At 68.9% G+C, this 15,456-nt stretch carries 13 protein-coding genes; all 13 read left to right on the forward strand.

All coding sequences use genetic code 11. The annotated features are described in order from the left end of the window. The first annotated feature begins 30 nt into the window (after positions 1 to 30). The 13 genes from pyrR to ABD206_RS04225 all read left to right on the forward strand — a co-directional run bounded on the left by pyrR (position 31) and on the right by ABD206_RS04225 (position 15,456). On the forward strand, positions 31 to 561 hold the full coding sequence (pyrR, locus tag ABD206_RS04165) for a bifunctional pyr operon transcriptional regulator/uracil phosphoribosyltransferase PyrR (RefSeq protein ID WP_344069677.1): 531 nt from the start codon (positions 31 to 33) through the stop codon (positions 559 to 561). Continuing rightward, a complete protein-coding gene (locus ABD206_RS04170) occupies positions 558 to 1,523 on the forward strand; it encodes an aspartate carbamoyltransferase catalytic subunit (RefSeq protein ID WP_344069680.1) in 966 nt (321 codons plus the stop codon). The genes pyrR and ABD206_RS04170 overlap by 4 nt, the downstream gene beginning before the upstream one ends. After that, positions 1,520 to 2,827, forward strand: coding sequence for a dihydroorotase (locus tag ABD206_RS04175; protein ID WP_344069684.1), 1,308 nt, complete (start codon positions 1,520 to 1,522; stop codon positions 2,825 to 2,827). The genes ABD206_RS04170 and ABD206_RS04175 overlap by 4 nt, the downstream gene beginning before the upstream one ends. Then, complete coding sequence (locus ABD206_RS04180; RefSeq protein WP_344069687.1) at positions 2,824 to 3,324, forward strand: PH-like domain-containing protein; 501 nt, start codon at positions 2,824 to 2,826, stop codon at positions 3,322 to 3,324. The genes ABD206_RS04175 and ABD206_RS04180 overlap by 4 nt, the downstream gene beginning before the upstream one ends. Beyond that, on the forward strand, positions 3,321 to 4,478 hold the full coding sequence (gene carA / locus ABD206_RS04185) for a glutamine-hydrolyzing carbamoyl-phosphate synthase small subunit (protein WP_344069689.1): 1,158 nt from the start codon (positions 3,321 to 3,323) through the stop codon (positions 4,476 to 4,478). Before ABD206_RS04180 ends, carA begins: the two co-directional genes overlap by 4 nt. Further along, the gene (carB, locus tag ABD206_RS04190; RefSeq protein WP_344069692.1) at positions 4,471 to 7,758 is read left to right on the forward strand and encodes a carbamoyl-phosphate synthase large subunit; all 3,288 of its coding nucleotides are present in this window, start codon (positions 4,471 to 4,473) and stop codon (positions 7,756 to 7,758) included. Before carA ends, carB begins: the two co-directional genes overlap by 8 nt. Beyond that, positions 7,755 to 8,609, forward strand: coding sequence for an orotidine-5'-phosphate decarboxylase (gene pyrF, locus ABD206_RS04195; RefSeq protein WP_344069696.1), 855 nt, complete (start codon positions 7,755 to 7,757; stop codon positions 8,607 to 8,609). Before carB ends, pyrF begins: the two co-directional genes overlap by 4 nt. Beyond that, positions 8,602 to 9,507: a guanylate kinase gene (gmk, locus tag ABD206_RS04200; RefSeq protein ID WP_344069699.1), complete on the forward strand. Its 906-nt coding sequence runs from the start codon at positions 8,602 to 8,604 to the stop codon at positions 9,505 to 9,507. The genes pyrF and gmk overlap by 8 nt, the downstream gene beginning before the upstream one ends. Positions 9,508 to 9,647: 140 nt before the next feature. Next, a complete protein-coding gene (gene rpoZ, locus ABD206_RS04205) occupies positions 9,648 to 9,902 on the forward strand; it encodes a DNA-directed RNA polymerase subunit omega (protein ID WP_344069701.1) in 255 nt (84 codons plus the stop codon). A 73-nt stretch (positions 9,903 to 9,975) separates the two neighbouring features. Continuing rightward, positions 9,976 to 11,169: a methionine adenosyltransferase gene (metK, locus tag ABD206_RS04210; protein WP_344069704.1), complete on the forward strand. Its 1,194-nt coding sequence runs from the start codon at positions 9,976 to 9,978 to the stop codon at positions 11,167 to 11,169. 29 nt (positions 11,170 to 11,198) lie between these two features. Next, entirely contained in the window at positions 11,199 to 13,163 is a 1,965-nt protein-coding gene (locus tag ABD206_RS04215) for a primosomal protein N' family DNA-binding protein (RefSeq protein ID WP_344069707.1), read from the forward strand. Then, complete coding sequence (locus ABD206_RS04220) at positions 13,160 to 14,083, forward strand: methionyl-tRNA formyltransferase (protein WP_344069710.1); 924 nt, start codon at positions 13,160 to 13,162, stop codon at positions 14,081 to 14,083. The genes ABD206_RS04215 and ABD206_RS04220 overlap by 4 nt, the downstream gene beginning before the upstream one ends. After that, positions 14,080 to 15,456, forward strand: a complete 1,377-nt coding sequence (locus ABD206_RS04225) for an RsmB/NOP family class I SAM-dependent RNA methyltransferase (protein WP_344069713.1) — start codon at positions 14,080 to 14,082, stop codon at positions 15,454 to 15,456. The genes ABD206_RS04220 and ABD206_RS04225 overlap by 4 nt, the downstream gene beginning before the upstream one ends.

Below are 15,456 nucleotides of genomic sequence, written 5' to 3' on the forward strand. Positions count from 1 at the left end.
CGTCCTGTGAGGCGGAGAAGGGAGCGGCGGATGAGCACGAGAACCGTGCTGAACGAAGCCGACGTCGCGCGCGCTTTGACGCGTATCGCCCACGAGATCCTCGAATCCAACCGTGGCGCGGACGGACTCGTCCTTCTGGGAATCCCGACCCGCGGTGTGACTCTCGCCCATCGCCTCGCCGCTCTGCTCCGGGAGTTCTCCGGCACCGACGTCGAAGTCGGCGCCCTCGACGTCACGATGTACCGTGACGATCTGCACCGCCAGCCCACGCGCGCTCCGCAGCCGACGTCGATCCCCGCGTCCGGCCTCGAGGGCGCAACGGTTGTGCTCATCGACGACGTGCTCTTCTCCGGCCGAACGATCGGTGCCGCGCTGGACGCGATCAAGGACATCGGCCGTCCGGACGCGGTACGCCTGGCGATCCTCGTTGATCGTGGCCACCGCGAACTCCCCATCCGTCCCGACTTCATCGGAAAGAACCTGCCGAGCGCCCGCACCGAGCACGTGACCGTGCGCCTGAGGGAGATGGACGGCGTCGACGAGGTGGCGATCGAGTCATGAGGAATCTGCTCGGTACCGCGCACCTCTCGAAGGCAGACGCTCTGCTCATCCTCGACACCGCTGAAGACATGGCGGCAACGCAGCAGCGCGAGGTGAAGAAGCTTCCGACGCTGCGCGGGAAGACGGTGGTCAACCTCTTCTTCGAGGACTCGACGCGCACCAGAATCTCCTTCGAGGCGGCTGCCAAACGCCTGTCGGCGGATGTCATCAACTTCGCCGCGAAGGGATCCAGCGTCTCCAAGGGCGAGTCGCTGCAGGACACCGCCCAGACGCTGCAAGCCATGGGCGCGGATGCCGTCGTCATCCGTCATCCGGCCTCGGGCGCCCCGCACACGCTCGCCACGAGTGGTTGGATCAGTGCGGGCGTGATCAACGCGGGCGACGGCACCCACGAGCACCCCACCCAGGCGCTGCTGGATGCCTTCACGATCCGCAAGCGCGCATACGGCGTCGACAGCCGAGGACGGGATCTCGCGGGCCTGCGCGTGGCGATCGTGGGGGACATCCTCCACTCGCGCGTCGCGCGCTCGAACCTCTGGCTGCTGTCGACCCTCGGAGCCGACGTGACCCTGGTCGCACCGCCCACTCTCGTACCGCAGGATGTCTCGCGCTGGCCGGCCCGCGTCGTGTACGACCTCGACGATGCCATCGCACAGGGACCCGACGTCCTCATGATGCTGCGCATCCAGCTGGAGCGGATGAACGCGGCCTACTTCCCGAGCGAGCGCGAATACGCACGGCGCTGGGGCCTGGATGCGCAGCGGCTGGCGGCACTGGGCGCGGATAGCATTGTCATGCACCCGGGGCCGATGAACCGCGGCCTGGAGATCTCCGCTGCCGCAGCCGATTCGGCGCAGGCGACGGTACTCGAACAAGTGTCCAATGGGGTCTCGGTGCGCATGGCGGCGCTGTACCTGCTCTTGGCCGGACACACCGACACGACGAAGGAGGAACAGCGATGACCGACGTCCTCCTGCTCCGCAGCGCGACGCTCGCGGACGGAACGACGACAGATCTGCTCGTGGACGACGGGGCGATCGTCGACATGGGCGCGGGGCTCACTCGCGCCGGTGCGCGAGTTGTCGACGCCGACGGTCTGATCGCGCTCCCGGGGCTGGTCGATTTGCACACGCATCTGCGTGAGCCCGGCTATGAGGCCTCCGAGACGATCCTCACCGGGTCCGGTGCCGCGGCGGCCGGTGGCTACACCACGGTGTTCGCCATGCCGAACACCTCGCCGGTGGCCGACACCGCGGGCGTCGTCGAGCAGGAACTGGCACTGGGAGAGTCTGCCGGTTACGTGACCGTGCAGCCGATCGGCGCCGTCACGATCGGGCAGAAGGGGGAGCGTCTGGCCGAGCTCGGTGCCATGGCGACGTCCCGCGCGCAGGTGCGCGTGTTCAGCGACGACGGGTTCTGTGTATGGGACCCGGTGATCATGCGCCGCGCTCTCGAGTACGTGAAGTCCTTCGACGGCGTCATCGCACAGCACGCGCAGGATCCCCGACTCACCGAGGGCGCCCAGATGAACGAGGGCGCCGTGTCTGCCGAGCTCGGCCTCGCGGGTTGGCCCGCCGTCGCCGAGGAATCGATCATCGCGCGCGACGTGCTACTCGCCGAGCACGTCGGCTCACGTCTGCACGTCTGCCATCTCTCGACCGCCGGCTCGGTCGAGATCATCCGCTGGGCCAAGAGCCGTGGCATCAACGTGACCGCCGAGGTCACCCCTCACCACCTGTTGCTGACCGACGATCTGGTCCGCGGGTACGACCCGCGCTACAAGGTCAACCCACCGCTGCGCACCGCCGAGGACGTCCACGCCGTCCGCGAAGGCCTGGCCGACGGCACCATCGACATCGTTGCGACTGACCACGCGCCGCACCCCGCCGAAGCGAAGGCGTGTGAGTGGCAGGCGGCCGCCAACGGCATGGTGGGCCTCGAGAGCGCGCTTCGCATCGTGCACCAGACCATGGTGGAGACGGGGATGATGTCGTGGTCGGACGTTGCCCGCACCATGTCCGCCACCCCGGCACAGATCGGCCGTTTGCCGGGACTCGGCACCCTCACGATTGGGGCCACCGCATCCCTCACCCTGTACGATCCCTCGCCCGGGCGCCCCTTCACGTCCGACGACCTGCAGGGGCGGAGCGTCAATTCGCCCTACCTCGGACGCGAGCTGCCGGGTGAAGTCCGCTGGACGATCTTCCGCGGCGTCCCGACGGTCGCCGAGGGCGCTCTCCTCGACCACCCGGGGGTGCTCGCATGAGCCGTGAAGGCGCCGCGCTGATCATGATGGCCGTGGCAGCCATCGTCCTTGCCCTCATCGCGTGGGGCTGGTGGCGGCGTGTCCGACGAGACGCGCGGATGCAGGCCCCGACCGACGATCTGCCGGCAGACGCCGCGGTCCTTGGCCGATTCGACATCCTGCACGTCGCGACCACGCGCGTCGACGAGCCCCTCGAGCGCCTCACGATCGCGGGGCTACGGTTCCGCGCGACGGGAACGGCGACCATCACCACCGCCGGCGTGGTGTTCGATCTGGCCGCGACACCGCGCATTTCCCTCCGGCGCGAACGGCTCGACTCGATCGCACAGTCGACCGTCGCCATCGACCGGGTCGTGGAGAAGGATGGACTCGTGCGCGTGCGGTGGCACCTGGACGCCGCGACCGACGTCGACACCTACCTCCGCCCCCGAGACATCTCCGCACGCGAGCTGGCCGAAGCCCTCCGCGCCGCCCTCCCGACAGGAACCACCGCATGAATTCGTTCTCCACAGAACCCGCTGTCCTCGTCCTCGAAGACGGCTCACGCTTTCCCGGCTACGCCTACGGCGCCCGAGGGGTCACTCTCGGCGAAGTCGTGTTCGCGACCGGCATGACCGGCTACCAGGAGACCCTGACCGACCCGTCCTACGCCGGGCAGATCGTTCTCCAGACCGCGCCCCACATCGGCAACACCGGCATGAACGCCGAAGACCCCGAGTCGCGTCGCATCTGGGTCGCGGGCTATGTCGTGCGCGACCCGTCCCGGATCGTGTCCAACTGGCGGGCGGACGAGTCGCTTGCGACGTCCCTCGAGCGCGACGGGATCGTCGGCATCAGCGGAATCGACACACGCGCGGTCACCCGCCACATCCGCTCGGCCGGTTCCCTGCGCGGCGGTGTCTTCTCCGGTGCGGCGGTCGATCTCGCTGCGGAGGAGCAGTTGCGGCTGGTGACCGAGGCACCGCAGATGGCGGGTCAGAACCTCTCCGCGTCGGTGTCTGTCGCCGCGGTGGAGGTCACCCCGGCCACCGGCGAGCGGCTGGGCACGCTCGCCGTGCTCGACCTCGGCGTGAAGCAGGCAACGGTCGACAACCTGGCCGCGCGAGGCTTCGATGTGCACGTCCTTCCGCAGGACACGACGATCGATGCGCTCCTCGCCCTGGATCCGGTTGCCGTCTTCTATTCGAACGGGCCGGGCGACCCCGCGGCCTCCGAGGCCCACGTGGAGCTCCTGCGCGCGGTCCTGGCCGAGAAGCTGCCGTTCTTCGGCATCTGCTTCGGCAACCAGTTGCTGGGGCGTGCTCTCGGCCTCGGAACCTACAAGCTCCCCTTCGGGCATCGCGGCATCAACCAGCCCGTGCTCGACAAGCAGACCGGGCGTGTGGAGATCACCGCCCACAACCACGGCTTCGCCGTCGACGCTCCGCTCGATGGGCCCTTCGAAAGTCCGCAGGGCTTCGGACCCGTCGAGGTCAGCCACATCGGCCTCAACGACAACGTCGTGGAGGGGCTGCGGGCACTCGACATCCCGGCCTTCTCGGTGCAGTACCACCCAGAAGCCGCCGCCGGTCCCCACGACGCCAACTACCTCTTCGACCGCTTCCGCGACATGGTGGCCTCGAACCTGAGCAAGAAAGACAGCAATGCCTAAGCGCGACGACATCCGCAGTGTCCTGGTGATCGGGTCGGGCCCGATCGTGATCGGTCAGGCATGCGAGTTCGACTACTCGGGCACACAGGCCTGCCGTGTGCTGCGCGAAGAGGGGGTGCGCGTCATTCTCGTCAATTCCAATCCCGCGACGATCATGACCGATCCCGACTTCGCGGACGCGACCTACATCGAGCCGATCACCCCCGAGGTGATCGAGACGATCATCCAGAAGGAAGAGCCGGACGCGATCCTGCCGACCCTCGGTGGGCAGACGGCCCTCAACGCCGCCATGGCGCTGCACGACCGCGGGATCCTGGACAAGTACGGGGTCGAGCTCATCGGCGCGAAGGTCGACGCCATCCGCAAGGGCGAAGACCGCCAGATCTTCAAGGAACTCGTGATCGAGGCCGGCGCCGATGTCGCCGACTCCGTCATCTGTCACTCGATGGAGGAGCTTCTCGCCGGGGCGGACAAGCTCGGCTACCCCCTCGTCGTGCGCCCCTCCTTCACGATGGGCGGACTCGGCTCCGGCTTCGCCTTCGACGAGGCGGACCTGCGGCGCATCGGCGGCGCGGGCCTCCACGACTCGCCGACGAACGAGGTCCTCCTCGAGGAGTCGATCCTCGGCTGGAAGGAATATGAGCTCGAGCTGATGCGCGACACGGCCGACAACACGGTCGTCGTCTGCTCCATCGAGAACGTCGATCCCGTGGGTGTCCACACCGGCGATTCGATCACCGTTGCGCCCTCGCTCACGCTCACGGACCGCGAATACCAGCGCCTGCGCGACATCGGCATCGATATCATCCGCGCCGTCGGCGTGGACACCGGCGGCTGCAACATCCAGTTCGCGGTGAACCCCGACAACGGGCGCATCATCGTCATCGAAATGAACCCTCGTGTCTCGCGGTCCTCGGCGCTGGCCTCGAAGGCCACCGGCTTCCCGATCGCCAAGATCGCGGCCAAGCTCGCCATCGGCTACCGCCTGGACGAGATCCCCAACGACATCACGCAGGTGACGCCCGCAAGCTTCGAGCCGACGCTCGACTACATCGTCGTGAAGGTGCCGCGCTTCAACTTCGAGAAGTTCCCCGCGGCCGACGTGACGCTCACCACGACCATGAAGTCGGTCGGCGAGGCGATGGCGATCGGCCGGAACTTCAGCACGGCCCTGCAGAAGGCGCTCCGCTCGCTCGAGAAGCGAGGTTCGAGTTTCCACTGGGGGACCGAGCCGCGTTCCGTCGACGAACTGCTCGAGATCGCCAAGGTCCCCACGGATGGCCGGATCGTGGTCGTGCAGCAGGCTCTCCGTGCCGGAGCTACGCCCGAGCAGGTCTTCGACGCCACGGCCATCGACCCGTGGTTCGTCGACCAGATCGTGCTGATCAACGAAGTGGCCCAGTTCATCGCCGATGCCTCCGAACTCACGTTCGAGGTGCTGCGCGTGGCCAAGGACCACGGATTCAGCGATGCCCAGATCGCGCAGCTGCGCGCACTGACCGAGGCCGAGGTGCGGGGCATCCGGCATGGGCTCGACCTTCGCCCGGTCTACAAGACCGTGGACACGTGCGCGGGGGAATTCCCGGCACTGACTCCGTACCACTACTCGAGCTACGACACCGAGACCGAGGTCACGCCTTCGGAACGCACCAAGGTCGTCATCATCGGTTCCGGCCCGAACCGCATCGGCCAGGGCGTCGAATTCGACTACTCGTGTGTCCATGCGTCGTTCGCACTCTCGGATGCCGGCTACGAGACCGTCATGGTCAACTGCAACCCCGAGACCGTGTCCACCGACTACGACACGTCCGATCGCCTCTACTTCGAACCGCTCACGCTGGAAGACGTCCTCGAGGTGCTGCACGCCGAATCGCGCTCGGGCACGATCCTCGGCGTCGTGTGCCAGCTCGGCGGTCAGACGCCGCTGGGGCTCGCCAAGGGCATCGAGGCCGCCGGCTACACGATCCTCGGCACGAGCCCCGCCGCGATCGACCTTGCCGAGGAGCGCGCGCTGTTTAGCGGCATCCTCTCGGAGGCCGGCCTCGTCGCCCCACGGCACGGCACTGCGACGGATGTCGAGGGTGCGGTCGTGGTCGCCGAGGACATCGGCTACCCCGTCCTGGTGCGTCCGAGCTTCGTGCTGGGCGGGCGCGGCATGGAGATCGTCTACGACACCGCGAGCCTGCGCGACTACTTCGTGCGGGTCGCCGACCAGGCGATCATCGGTCCGGGTATGCCGTTGCTGGTCGACCGGTTCCTCGACGATGCCATCGAGATCGATGTCGACGCCTTGTTCGACGGTGATGAGCTGTACATCGGCGGAGTGATGGAGCACCTCGAAGAGGCCGGCATCCACTCCGGTGATTCGAGCTGCACGCTTCCGCCGGTCTCGCTCGGCCGCGCCGACATCGACCGCGTGCGCGAGGCGACCCTCGCGATTGCGAGCGGTGTCGGCGTGCGGGGCCTGCTGAACGTACAGTTCGCGATCAGCGCCGGTGTGCTCTACGTCATCGAGGCCAACCCCCGCGCCAGCCGTACGGTGCCCTTCGTATCCAAGGCCCTCGGCATCCCGCTGGCCAAGGCGGCCAGCCGCATCATGGCAGGAGACTCGATCGCCGCGCTGAAGGCGGAGGCGCTTCTCCCCGCCACAGACGGTTCGCGCGTGCCGCTGGACGCTCCTGTCGCGGTGAAGGAGGCGGTGCTGCCGTTCAAGCGGTTCCGCACCGCCGAGGGTCACATTGTGGATTCGGTGCTCGGCCCCGAAATGCGGTCGACGGGTGAGGTCATGGGGATCGACCGCGACTTCCCGACCGCGTTCGCCAAGAGCCAGTCCGCGGCGTACGGCGGCCTTCCCCAGACCGGCACGGTGTTCATCTCGGTCGCCGACTCGGACAAGCGGGCCGTGATCCTGCCCGCTCACCGCTTGGCCGAGCTCGGCTTCACCCTCACGGCGACGGAGGGCACCGCCGAGATCCTCGCCCGCAACGGCATCGCGGTCGAGGTCGTGCAGAAGTACTCGCTCACGCAGGAGACGGGGGAGACGAACATCGTCGACCTGATCAATGCGGGGGAGATCGACATGATCGTGAACACCCCCGGGGGTGGGACGGCTCGTGCCGATGGCTATGAGATCCGTGCGGCAGCGGTCGCCGCCGACAAGGCTCTGGTCACCACGATGGCTGTTCTCGGGGCAGCCGTGAGCGCGATTCCGGTGCTGCGAACCGGCTTCGACGTCAAGAGCCTGCAAGACTACGCACGCGACCGGGCGGAGCACGCATGACGACATTCGGGGAGCGACTTGCCGCCGGACTGGCCGAGCGCGGTCCACTGTGTGTCGGGATCGATCCGCACGGTGGACTGCTCCGGTCATGGGGTCTGGACGAGTCATCCGCGGGCGTGCGTGAGTTCGGGCTTCGGGTCGTGGAGGCCGCGGTCGATCGCGTGGCCGTCGTCAAGCCGCAGGTCGCCTTCTTCGAGCGCTTCGGATCGGCCGGCTTCGCTGCCCTGGAGGAGGTCATGGCCGCCGCACGCGCGGCGGGCCTCCTCGTCATCGCGGACGCGAAGCGCGGGGACATCGGATCGACGATGGACGGGTACGCCGCCGCCTGGCTCGAGCCGGGCTCGCCCTTGGAAGCGGATGCCGTCACGCTCAGCCCGTACCTCGGGCCGGACTCGCTCCACACCACGATGAACACCGCGCTTCGCGCCGACAAGGGCGTGTTCGTCCTCGCGGCGACGAGCAACCCCGAGGCTCTCGCCGTACAGACGGCGCTCACCGTCGACCCGGGCTCCGGTGACGATGAGTCGGTGGCGGCGCGCATCGCTCGAGAGATCGGCGCCCGCAATGTCGGGATGCCGGGACCGCTGGGTTCACTCGGGCTCGTCGTGGGCGCGACCGTCGAACGCCGGGCGTGTGGCTTGTCCGACGTCGTCCTCGCCGGGACACCCCTCCTTGCCCCCGGGTTCGGGGCCCAAGGTGCGGAGCCTCGCGACCTTCGCACCCTGTTCGGCTATGTCAGTAGCGCGGTGATCGCCAGCGAGAGTCGCAGCATCCTGGCTGCCGGTCCGGCCGCCATCGCTGATCGGATCGATGAGCGCACCGCCCTGTACCGGGAGGCGCTGGGTGCCTGAGTCTCGTCCGCCCGAGGTCGATCGACAGGCCGCATCGGAGCGCGCGGTCGCGGCGCGCCGTGAGCGCGCTGGTCTGAAAATGGATGTGGCGACCCGCGTGCTCACACCGCAGGGACTCCTTCGACGTGCGCTTGCGGATCCCGAATCCGCTGCCGGTGCGATGCGCGTCACGGAGTTTCTCACCGCCATCCCTGCCGTCGGCACGACCAAGCGTGATCGCATTCTGGCTGAACTCGGGATCTCGCCGGTCAAGCGACTGGGCGGGCTCGGTTCGCGCCAGCGTGCGGTGCTCGCGGGCTACCTCGATGCACACTGGCCGGAGCCGACGCCGCGTGGCAACCGGTCGCGGCTGCTCGTCCTGGCAGGTCCGACTGCCGTGGGGAAGGGCACTGTCGCCACCTATATCCGCCAGAACAATCCCGAAATACATCTGTCGATCTCGGCCACGACGCGCCCGCCGAGGCCTGGCGAGGTCGACGGTGAGCACTACTACTTCGTCGACGACGCCGAGTTCGACCGCCTCATTGCCGACGGCGAACTGCTGGAGTGGGCTCTGGTGCACAACCGCTACCGCTATGGGACGCCGCGCGGCCCCATCCAGGCAGCGCTCGATCGCGGCGAAGCCGTCCTTCTTGAAATCGACCTCCAGGGCGCCCGCCAGGTGCGCGCGGCGCAACCGGATGCCGCGCTGATCTTCCTCGCGCCGCCGAGCTGGGCTGAACTCGTCAACCGGTTGGTGGGACGGGGGACCGAGGACGACGAGGAGCGCGCGCGTCGGTTGCGCACCGCTCGGACCGAGCTCCGCGCGCAGGACGAGTTCGACTACCTCATCGTCAACGCCGATGTCGCGGAGGCCGCGCGCGCCGTCGTCGAGGTGCTCCGCGGCGACCACAGATGACGAGATGCGTCGCGCTCTGGCACGGGTGACGGCACGGGCGCCATTCGTCCCGTAAAATGGACGGCTACGGGCTCACCCCGTCACGCACGCGCCTCGGCGCTGCGACTCTCACTCTCCGCCAGCCACCAAGGAGGTCCTCCATGGCCGGGAACAACCAGGGCATTATCGAGCCCCCCATCGACAGCCTGCTCGAGAAGGTCGACTCGAAGTACCAGCTCGTCATCTACGCCGCCAAGCGCGCGCGCCAGATCAATGACTACTACTCCGACCTTCACGAGGGAAACCTCTTCGACAACGTCGGCCCGCTCGTGGACTCGACCGTCGAGGACAAGCCTCTCACCATCGCGCTGCACGAGATCCACGAGGACAAGCTGCGCCTGCGCGCCGCCGAGTGATCACCGGCCGGTGACCGCCGCTGTCGGCGGCCACCGGCATACTCTGCGACGACCATCACGACGGGAGCCTCACATGACCGCACTCCGGCTGTTCACCTCCGAATCGGTCACCGAGGGACATCCCGACAAGATCTGCGATCAGATCTCGGACAGCATCCTCGACGCCCTGCTGACGGTCGACCCGCACAGCCGTGTCGCGGTGGAGACGCTCGTCACCACCGGTCTCGTGCATGTCGCCGGCGAGGTACGCACCGACGGTTACGTGGACATCCCCGGTATCGTGCGCGGGGTCGTCAACAGGATCGGCTACACGTCCAGCGACACCGGTTTCGACGGGGACTCCTGCGGCGTCAGCGTTTCGATCGGCGAGCAGTCCGGCGACATCGCCCACGGCGTCGACTCAGCCCTCGAACACCGTGAGGACGGTTCCTCCGACCCCGATGACGCGCTCGGCGCGGGGGATCAGGGCATCATGTTCGGCTACGCGACGAACGAGACGCCCCAGCTCATGCCGATGGCGATCTGGACGGCACACCGCATCGCGGAGCGACTCACCGAGGCGCGTCGTGAAGCCCACCTGCCGTTCCTGCGTCCCGACGGCAAGACGCAGGTCACGCTGGGTTATGAGGGCAGCGTGCCGAAGACGGTCGAGGCGGTCGTCCTCTCGACCCAGCATCATCCCGACATCTCGCAGACCGCGCTCCGCGCGGCCGTGCAGGCGGAAGTGATCGATCCTGTCCTGTCCACCACCGGGTTGGATGTCTCGAACGTGAAGTACTTCATCAATCCCGCAGGTCCCTTTGTCACCGGCGGTCCGAAGGGCGATGCCGGCCTCACCGGACGCAAGATCATCATCGATACCTATGGCGGCGCGGCACGGCACGGCGGGGGAGCGTTCAGCGGCAAGGACCCGTCAAAGGTCGACCGGTCCGCGGCGTACGCGATGCGCTGGGTCGCGAAGAATGCGGTGGCCGCAGGCCTTGCAGACAGACTCGAGGTGCAGGTCGCCTACGCGATCGGACGCGCCACCCCGGTGGGACTGTACGTCGAGACATTCGGCACCGGCCATGTGTCGGACGAGAAGATCGTCGGGGCGATCCGCAGCGTCTTCGACCTGCGACCGCAGGCGATCATCGATGATCTCGACCTGCTGCGTCCGATCTACGCGCAGACCGCCGCCTACGGACACTTTGGTCGCGAACTCCCCGACTTCACCTGGGAGCGCACCGATCGCGCGGTTGACCTGCGCGCCGCCGCCGGGCTCTGAGCGTGGTCGGCCGGCGCATTGCGCGGGTCGTGCTCGATTCTCCGCTGCCCCAGCTGGATCGACTCTTCGACTACGCCATCCCCGACGCGCTGGCGGCTGACGCAATCCCGGGTGTCCGTGCCCGCGTACCGCTGCGTGCCGCGCGGCGCATCGTGGACGCCTTCATCGTCGACGTGGACACCGAGGACGCCCCTGATCGCGAGCTGTCAGAGCTGGATTCGGTCGTGTCCGCGGTGCCGGTGCTGTCCCCAGCGCTCTACCGACTCGCGCGCCGATTGGCAGACCGTGCCGCCGGCAGCGTGAACGACATCCTGCGGGTGGCGATCCCGAGGCGGATGGTGCGCGCCGAAAAGGCGTGGCTCGCGAACCGAGAAGATTCCGCACCGCCCGCCACGGTGAGCGAATCCACCGCGTCCTGGGCGCAGTCCGTCCTCGCGGACTACCGCGGGTTTCGGGAGCACCTCCACGAGCATGCCCGTGTGGCGCTCTCCGTACGGCCGGCTCCCGCTGCCAGCGGTGCGCGCGGGGTGTGGGCAGACGTCGTCGCCGCTGCGGCTGTGGCCGCGTATGCGCGGGGGGAGAGTGCGGTCCTCGTCGTGCCGGACCACCGCGACCTCGAGCAGCTCGCCGGCGCACTCGCCGACCGGGTCGAGGAGGAGGACGTCGTTCGACTGGACGCCGCCCAGCCCGCTCCCGCGCGCTACCGGGCCTACCTGCGCGCATCGGAGCCGCGCCCGGTGATCGTCCTCGGCAACCGATCGAGCGTGTACGCCCCGGCACACCGCCTCGGTCTCATCCTGGTGTGGGACGACGGTGATCCCCTCTTGGCGGAACCGCATGCCCCGGGCGTGCATGCCCGGGACGCCGCCCTGGTAAGACAGGAGACCGAGTCGTGTGCTCTTGTATTCGCGGGTCACACGCGCACGACCGATGTGCAGCGCCTGCGGGCGATGGGCTGGCTCCATGAGGTGGTCGAGACGCCCCGCAGGACACCACGGGTGCTTCTCACACCGATGCGCGAAGGGGAGTCGATGGCCGCGCGCATACCGTCGGCGGCGTTCTCGGCAGCACGCGAAGCGCTCACGTCCGGTCCGGTCCTCGTCCAAGTGGCCCGCCCGGGCTACGCCCCGGTCCTGGCCTGCGCCGGCTGTCGGGAGCCGGCACGCTGCCGGCGATGCGGTGGCCCGCTGCGAGCTGCCCGCCGTGGTGCGGTGCCCGAGTGCGCGTGGTGCGGAGCGCGGGCGGACGCCTGGCGCTGCAGCACGTGTGAGTCGAGCGCATTCCGTCTGGTGGGAAGCGGTTCGGAGCGCACCGCTGAGGAACTGGGGCGGGCATTCCCGGGAACGCGGATCATCGTCTCCGACGGTGAGCACCCCGTCACCGAGGTGGATAGCAACCCCGCTCTCGTGATCGCGACACGGGGAGCGGAGCCCCTCGCGGTCGGGGGGTTCCGTGCGGTGCTGCTGCTGGACGGCGAACGGATGCTGATGGCAGAGGATCTGCGCATCGCCGAACACTGCCTGAGGTGGTGGTCGAATGCCGCAGCCCTCGCCGCACCGGGGGCGCCCGTGCACCTCGTGGGCGTCGCAGGGGACGTGGGGCGAGCGCTGGCGACGTGGTCCCAGCCGCAGTTTGCGCAGCGCGAGCTCGTCGATCGCGCGGCGCTCCACATGCCGCCGGCGGTCCGCAGCGCTCGCATCGACGGCTCTCGCCGGGAGGTGGAGGACACGCTCGCCGCCGTGCGTGCCGATGTGTCTGCACTTCCCACCTGGTCCGTCCTCGGGCCGGTGCCCGACCGCGACGGCTGGCGCGCGGTGCTGCGTTTCGACTATCACGACGGCGCCGCCATCACCGAGGCACTGCGTGCCGCGGTGATCCGTGAGGCGAGTCGTAGCCGCCGCAGACAACCGGGTGCCGATACGCCCGCCCGGGGAGGAAGTACACTGCGTGTCCGGCTGGATCTGCTCGACATCGATATCGAAGGTGCCCCATGAGACTCGTGTTCGCCGGAACCCCCGACGCGGCTGTTCCGTCGCTGTGTGCGCTGGCGGCCGCCGGTCACGACATCCCGCTCGTCCTCACCCGCACGGATGCACCCGTCGGACGAAAGCGCACCCTCACGCCCTCGCCCGTGGCGCAGGCGGCGGAAACACTGGGGCTGCGCGTCCACCGCACCGATCGCCTCGATGCCGCCACGACGGCGCTCGTGGCGGAGACCGCCCCCGATCTCGGTGTCATCGTCGCGTACGGCGGACTCGTGCGCGAGCCCCTGCTGTCGCTTCCCGTGCACGGGTGGATCAATCTGCACTTCTCGCTGCTGCCGCGCTGGCGCGGTGCCGCGCCCGTACAGCACGCCGTCCTCGCGGCGGACAACGAGATCGGCGCCGGTGTGTTCCAGCTGGGGCCGGGGCTCGACGATGGGCCGGTGTTCGACGAGATCCGCATGCGCCTGGAGGAGTCCGCCACGGCCGGCGGGCTGCTGTCGAGATTAAGCGAGGACGGCGCCGTGCTCCTCCGCGAGGTCATCGATGCCATCGGGGCCGGATCTGCCCGGTCGGTGGCCCAGCGCGGTGAGCCGACGTTCGCCCCGAAGCTCTCCGATGCTGACGGCGCGGTCGATTGGGATCAGGAGCGTCGCCTGGTCCAGGCCCGCATCAACGCGATGACGCCGACCCCCGGCGCCCACACCACCTTCGACGGTGCACGCCTGAAGGTGCTCGAGGTGCGCACCGTGGACCCTGCCACTCCGCCACTTCCCCCAGGGCACCTGCGTGCGCTCGGCCGGGGCGTCATCGTCGGGACCGGATCCGCGCCGTTGGAGCTCGTGCGCGTCCAGCCCGCCGGGAAACAGGCGATGGCGGCGGCCGACTGGTGGCGCGGGCTGCGGGTCGACACCGCGGTGGTCGGCGGATGAGCGCGCGAGTCAGCGCTCGCGATGTCGCGTTCGAGGTGCTTCGCGCGGTCGACGAGTCCGACGCCTACTCAAACCTGGCACTGCCACAGGCGATCTCACGCGCGCAGCTGACCGGACCCGACGCGGCGCTGGCGACAGAGCTGACCTATGGCACGCTGCGGCAGCGCGGCACATGGGATGCCGTCATCGTGATCGCCGCGGCGCGGGGGACCGACAAGATCGATCCGGCGGTGCTCGACATCCTGCGCGTGGGCGTGCACCAGATCCTGGGGATGCGCGTGCCCGCGCATGCCGCGGTCAACGAGGCCGTGACCCTGACACGCCGAGTGGCGAGTGCCCGCGCGGCGGGCTTTGTGAACGCCGTGCTGCGTCAGGTCGCCGCCTCCGACGCGGTGTCGTGGCTCGAGCGCGCTGAGGCCTCAGCGCGCTCGGATGACGAGCGACTCGCCGTGCGCTTCTCCCACCCCGTCTGGGTGATCCGCGCGCTGCGGCGCGCGCTGGATGCGGAGGGACGGGCAGGAGAGCTGGTGACACTGCTCGAATCCGACAATGCCGCGCCGACGGTGACCCTCGCGGCCCTCCCCGGGCTCGCGGAGATCCCCGAAACTGCCGAGCACACACTCTTCTCTCCGTACGGCTTCCGCTCACCGGGCGGTGATCCTGCGGGGCTGGTCCAAGGATCGGGGAACGCGGTGCGCGTCCAGGACGAGGGCTCACAGCTCGCAGCGCTCGCCCTCGTCGGGGCGCGCACGCCGATGCCAGGGGAGAAATGGCTCGATCTGTGTGCCGGGCCGGGCGGCAAGACCGCTCTGCTCGCCGCGGAAGCCCACCGGGCGTCGGTTTCGGGAACGCGAGTGGCACTCGAGGCCAACGAACTCGTCCCCGCCCGAGCGGGGCTCGTGCGTCGCTCGATCGCCGCTGTCCCCGTGGAAATCCCCGTGTCCGAGGAGGACGGTCGCATGCGCGCCCGCCGGGGGCGCTACGACCGCATCCTCGTCGACGCGCCCTGCACGGGACTCGGTGCGCTGCGCCGTCGACCGGAGGCGCGGTGGCGCAAGAGCCCGGCGGACGTCGGTCAGCTCGTCTCCCTGCAGCAGGAGCTCCTGAGTGCCGCGATCGACGGCCTCGCACCCGGGGGAGTGGTCGCCTACGTGACCTGCTCACCGCACCTCGCGGAGACGCGCGACGTCGTCCGTGACGTGCTCGCCGATCGCGAGGGTGTCGAGGAGATGGACGCGCGTGCAGTCCTACGCGAGGTCGCGCAGGCACCGATCGACCTTCCCGCACAGCAGGATGACTCCGGTCGTGCACAGCTGTGGCCCCACCGTCACGGCACCGACGCCATGTCGATCTCTCTTCTGCGCCGCCGTTAG

The organism is Microbacterium sediminicola, from assembly GCF_039531125.1.
Taxonomy (GTDB): Bacteria; Actinomycetota; Actinomycetes; order Actinomycetales; family Microbacteriaceae; genus Microbacterium; species Microbacterium sediminicola.